Consider the following 5,271-nt stretch of genomic DNA (forward strand, 5'->3'; position numbering starts at 1 on the left):
ATGTCACGGATTGGCGGACGCCATCGACCGCGGCGACCGGGCCGGTGCCGCCGCCGCCATCGACGCTGCGGTCGCGCGGACCCCTGCCGATGTGGGCGGTGTGGTGCTGGGCTGCACCCACTATCCGCTGGTCGCCGACTCGATCGTGGCGCAGTTGCCCGCCGGTGTGCGGTTGTTCGACAGCGCGGAGGCCGTCGCCCGCCAGACCCTGCGCCGCATCGAGTCGCTCGACCGGTCGGTGCCGGGGTCGGGTCGCGTCGAGGTGCTGCTCAGCGGCGAACCCGGTGTGTTGCCGGACGGCGCCCGCGCTTTCGAGGCAGGCCGGATTCTGTTCGCACCTGCCGGTGACACCGTCGGCTGAACGAGTTCAACCGAACGCGAGCCTCGGCGCCCCGCGCATCCCGGACACCCCGAGCATCCCGGACACCCCGAGCATCCCGGACATCCCGGCTGCGACGACTCGCGCCACGGTTCTCAGGTCCTCGTGGGTGCGGGGGAGGCCGTCGAGGTCGAGCAGTCGGTCGGTGCTCGCCGCCGAGAACATCGCCGAGACCCACGTGGTCGCGCAGGCCCGCAGCGCGGCGGGTTGCACCGGGCCGGGCGCGCTGGCCTGCAACAGTCGCATCGTGACGTCGTGCAGGTGCGAACGTAACCGGTGCAGGTGCGTTCGCACATCGGGGTGGGTGTCCGCTTCGCGCCAGATGATCACGCGCAGCACCGACGATCGGTGATCACGCAGGTTCAGTGCGGCGTCCAGGTTGACCAGGCTGGCCGCCGGATCTCCGGGTTCGACGAGTGCGGTCACGTCGGCGACGGGTTCGTCCGGCATGCGTTCGGCGACGAGCGCTTCGAGGAGAGCGTCCTTCGTCGGGAAATAGTAGAAGATCAGCCCCTTCGGCACATCCGCCGTTGCGGCGATCGTCGCGGTCGCGGTGGCATCGAAACCGTGTGCCGCGAACAATGTTTCGGCGGCGTCGAGGATGCGGGTGCGGGCCGGTCCGTCGCGCGGCGAGCGACGCCGGCCCGGTCGGGGAGTGCGGGTGGCCACGTGCGCACCACCTTCGGTGCTCCACGGCGGGGCGAGTACATCCGGTCCTCGCCCCGGTCGTGGAATAGATGTGCGGATCAGTGATGAGTTGCCAGTCCGCCGCCGTGCAGGCGGGCGTTCATGACGGGCAGGGCTGCGGCGGCCACGACGACGGTGAGTACGCCGACGACCCACGCGGTCCACGAGGCGCCGCCGAAGGCGGTGAAGTCCATGACCCAGGGGGACAGGAACATCAGCGCGCCGAAGACGCCCATTGCATAGTCGATCGTGGCCGTCGTCGGCCGGGCGATCTGCGCGAGTCCGCACAGCGCGACCAGCACGCCGAGGACGATCAGCGACCACATGGCCGCATCGTTCGTGGTGAGCCACAACGGAGACAGGGCGGCGAAGGCGCCCAGAATCACGGCTGCATAGTCTTGCAGCCGACTGTCGGAGAACATGATGAGCCTCCTCGTGAGATGTCCTTCCATCCCCCGGTATAGGGCTGATCGACCGGTCGGTCAAGAGGTGCGGCGTTGCGGAGCGGTAACGTTGACGCGCAGGTCGACGAGTGTTTTGTCGAATCGTGATCGAAACGCTGTCACACACGCGACACGATTCGGAATCCGCTCACGCTGCAGCGTGAGCGGATTCCGAATCGTCGCGTCGATCGCAGGGCAGTGCGCCCAGTCGGCGACTCAGAACTGGATCTTGAGGTTGTCGCTGATCGGTTTGGCCTGGCAGCCCAGGATGTAGCCGGCCGCGATGTCCTCGGGGTCGAGGATGTCGCTGTGCCCCATCTCCACCTCACCGTCGACAACGGTGCACGCGCACGAACCGCATTCGCCTTCCTGGCACGAGTAGGGCACGTCGAGGCCCTTGGCCAGCATGATGTCGACGAGAGTCTGCTTGCGCGGCCAGGCCAGGGTGTGGGTCTCGCCGTCGAGTTCGACCTCGACGGTCGCGGCGTCGGCGGCGTCCTCGTCGCTGATCTCGACCGGGGCCACGTCGGCGAACGGATCACCGGCGAGCGAATTGAACACCTCGGCGTGAACCTGGGTGCGGTCCATGCCTGCGGCGTGCAGCGCGGCGTGCACGGTGTCCATGAACGGGCCGGGGCCACACATGTACGCCTGATATCCGCTGTAGGGGGCGGCGAGCGCGGCGAACTTCTCGGCCGAGGGCAGTCCCTGCACGGATTCGAGCCAGTGCACGACGGTCAGCCGCGACGGGTACTTGTCGGCCAGGGCGCGCAGTTCCTCGGCGAAGATCACCGACGACTCGTTGCGATTGGCGTAGACGAGCACGACGCGGCCGGACCCCTGGGTCAGTGCCGACTTGAGGATCGAGATCACCGGGGTGATGCCGCTGCCCGCACCGAACAGCAGAAAGTCGTGGTCGAGCGACTTGGGGGTGAACACGCCGGACGGCGGGAGCACCTCGATGCGGTCACCGGCGGAGATCTCGTCGCAGAGCCAGTTCGAGCCGTAGCCGTCGACGGTGCGCTTGACGGTGACCTTGGGGGAGTCGTCGGTGAACGGCGAACTGGCGAGGGAATAGCAGCGTGCCACCGACCCGGTGCGGTCGCTGGGGATGCGCAGGGTGAGGAACTGGCCGGGCTTGTACTCGAACTTGTCGCGCAGATCGGCAGGTACGTCGAAGACCAGCGAGCGCGCGTCGGACGTCTCCTCGATGACGGCGGACACGGTGAGGATCACCGATCGTGAGCCGTGCGGCACCTCGACTGTCGTCATGGGTGTGTCGTCCTCTCGTCGTGCAGGCTGCGCCTTGAAACTTGTGGTGCGGTCGCTCGGCCCGCACGGTGAACCGATACTAGAACGTGTTCTAGTTCAAGGGTAGCAGCCGCTGCGGGCGGCAGGGAAACGGTACCGGGCGGATTGCGGCGTCGACAGCGGTGCATCCCGGTCGGCGGGATATCCGGCCGTCCGATCGGGTAGGTGGCCGCGTTCGACCGGACGGCTTCGTCGCCCTAACCGGACGGTTCCGGCGCAGACCCCTTCTCTGCGGCGGCGCGGTCGGCCACTGTGGAACACGGATGAGATGTGGGTCACACAGTGTGCACCCCCGCCGACCGAGGAGAGACGCGATGGCCATCGAGCTCAACCAGATCTGGGACTTCCCCATCAAGGAGTTCCACCCCTTCCCGCGGGCGCTGATGGGCGTCGGCGCTCACGACATCATCGGTGTCGAGGCCAAGAACCTCGGGTTCAAGCGCACCCTGCTGATGACCACGGGCCTGCGCGGATCCGGGATCATCGAGGAGCTCATCGGCAAGATCGAATACCAGGGCGTCGAAGTCGTCCTCTACGACAAGGTCGAGTCCAACCCCAAGGACTACAACGTCATGGAGGCCGCAGCCCTGTACCAGCAGGAGAAGTGCGACTCGATCATCTCCATCGGTGGCGGATCGAGCCACGACGCGGCCAAGGGCGCCCGCGTCGTCATCGCGCACGACGGCCGCAACATCAACGAATTCGAAGGCTTCGCGAAGTCCACCAACAAGGAAAACCCGCCGCACATCGCGGTGTCCACCACAGCAGGCACCGGCTCCGAGACCTCGTGGGCGTACGTCATCACCGACACCTCCGACATGGACCACCCGCACAAGTGGGTCGGCTTCGACGAGGCCACCATCGTCACCCTCGCCATCGACGACCCGCTGCTCTACTACACCTGCCCCCAGCACTTCACCGCCTACTGCGGCTTCGACGTCCTCGCTCACGGCTCCGAGCCGTACGTCTCACGCCTGGACTTCGCACCGTCGCTCGGCAACGCGCTGTACTCGATCGAACTCGTCTCGAAGAACCTGCGTGAAGCAGTGTTCGAGCCGCGCAACCTCAAGGCGCGCGAAGGCATGATGAACGCCCAATACATCGCCGCGCAGGCATTCAACTCCGGCGGCCTCGGCATCGTGCACTCGATCTCCCACGCGACCTCGGCGTTCTTCGACAGCCATCACGGCCTCAACAACGCGATCGCGCTGCCCCGCGTCTGGGAGTACAACCTGCCCTCGCGTTACGAGCAGTACGCTCGCATCGCCACCGCGATGGGCGTCGACACCCGCAACATGACCACCGTGCAGGCCGCCGACGCCGCGGTCGACGCGGCGATCCGACTCGCGAAGGACGTCGGTATCCCCGACAACTTCGGTCAGGTCCGCACCGACTCGTACGACAAGAACCGGATGAACACCGGCAAGTACGCCGGCCGTGGCGACACCATCCCCGGCGACGAGAAGACCGTGCGGGCGATCTCCGAGCACATCCAGGGCGACTGGTGCACCCCCGGCAATCCGCGCGAAGTGACTGTCGAATCCATGATCCCGGTCGTCGACCACTGCATCAACAGCTCGTACTGATCCGACGAACCACCGATCTCGCGCCCGGGGCGCGTCTCCAGCAACACAGGAGTTATTCGATGACCGCATTCGCCGACGGTGCCGAACTGAAGGACGCGCTGCGCCACCACGACTACATCGCCGACGACGAGTTCGCGGTCGTCGTGCATCTGGCCACCGCACTCGACCGGCCGCTGCTGCTCGAAGGTCCCGCCGGGGTCGGCAAGACCGAACTCGCAAAGGCACTCGCAGCCGCAGGTGGACGTAAACTCGTCCGCCTGCAGTGCTACGAAGGACTCGACGACAGCCGCGCCCTGTACGAATGGGACTACGCCAAACAGTTGCTGCACGTACAGATGCTGCGGGACCGCATCGGCGACCAACTCGCCGCATACCCCGACATCGCGGATGCGTCCCGCTTCCTCGCCGAGCAGGACTTCGGCCTGTACTCCGAGAATTTCCTCGCCGTCCGACCCCTGCTCGAGGCGGTGCTCTCCCCGGAACCGGTGGTTCTGCTCGTCGACGAAGTCGACCGCACCGAAGAATCCATGGAGGCACTGCTCCTCGAAATTCTCGCCGAGCGGCAGATCACCATCCCCGAGGTCGGCACCTTCACCGCACGCTCGGCACCCTGGGTCATCCTCACCTCCAACGACACCCGCGAACTGTCCGCCGCACTCAAACGGCGGTGCCTGCACTATCACGTCGGTTACCCGACGGCCGAGCGGGAACGGGAGATCGTGAGCGCCCGCGCCCCCGAAGTACCGTCCGCGACCGCTGCCGAGGTCGTCGAATTCGCCCGCACCCTCCGCGAATTGCCGCTGCGGAAGAGCCCGTCCATCTCCGAGGTCATCGACGCCGCCCGCGCCGCCGCCGTCCTCGACAC

General features: G+C 66.8%; 5 protein-coding genes and 1 pseudogene. 3 read left to right on the top strand and 3 right to left on the bottom strand.

The genetic code is table 11. The features are described from left to right. A pseudogene (locus WAX14_RS18085) lies at nucleotides 1–361 on the top strand (glutamate racemase); the annotation flags it as partial. A 6-nt stretch (nucleotides 362–367) separates the two neighbouring features. On the opposite strand, the gene WAX14_RS18090 reads toward WAX14_RS18085, so the two are convergent. From WAX14_RS18090 to WAX14_RS18100, 3 genes are all read right to left on the bottom strand, one after another. After that, nucleotides 368–1,048, bottom strand: a complete 681-nt coding sequence (locus tag WAX14_RS18090; protein ID WP_422629432.1) for a TetR/AcrR family transcriptional regulator — start codon at nucleotides 1,046–1,048, stop codon at nucleotides 368–370. 77 nt (nucleotides 1,049–1,125) lie between these two features. After that, complete coding sequence (locus WAX14_RS18095) at nucleotides 1,126–1,488, bottom strand: SPW repeat domain-containing protein (protein WP_422629433.1); 363 nt, start codon at nucleotides 1,486–1,488, stop codon at nucleotides 1,126–1,128. A gap of 237 nt (nucleotides 1,489–1,725) precedes the next feature. Continuing rightward, entirely contained in the window at nucleotides 1,726–2,781 is a 1,056-nt protein-coding gene (locus WAX14_RS18100) for a 2Fe-2S iron-sulfur cluster-binding protein (RefSeq protein WP_422629434.1), read from the bottom strand. Nucleotides 2,782–3,134: 353 nt separating this feature from the next. Here WAX14_RS18100 and mdo point away from each other — a divergent pair, with 353 nt between their 5' ends. Next, nucleotides 3,135–4,406, top strand: a complete 1,272-nt coding sequence (mdo, locus tag WAX14_RS18105) for an NDMA-dependent methanol dehydrogenase (RefSeq protein WP_422629435.1) — start codon at nucleotides 3,135–3,137, stop codon at nucleotides 4,404–4,406. 59 nt (nucleotides 4,407–4,465) lie between these two features. Further along, nucleotides 4,466–5,271 (top strand): MadB family AAA-type ATPase (locus tag WAX14_RS18110; RefSeq protein ID WP_422629436.1); only part of this gene is annotated, 806 nt, incomplete at its 3' end.

Origin of the sequence: Rhodococcus sp. (in: high G+C Gram-positive bacteria) (assembly GCF_049299235.1) — a bacterium.
In the GTDB taxonomy this organism is placed as follows: Bacteria; Actinomycetota; Actinomycetes; order Mycobacteriales; family Mycobacteriaceae; genus Rhodococcus.

Coding starts and splice junctions, on each gene's coding strand:
- WAX14_RS18095 (WP_422629433.1), bottom strand. CDS start 1,488: ATGTTCTCCGACAGTCGGCTGCAAGACTATGCAGCCGTGATTCTGGGC.
- WAX14_RS18100 (WP_422629434.1), bottom strand. CDS start 2,781: ATGACGACAGTCGAGGTGCCGCACGGCTCACGATCGGTGATCCTCACC.
- mdo (WP_422629435.1), top strand. CDS start 3,135: ATGGCCATCGAGCTCAACCAGATCTGGGACTTCCCCATCAAGGAGTTC.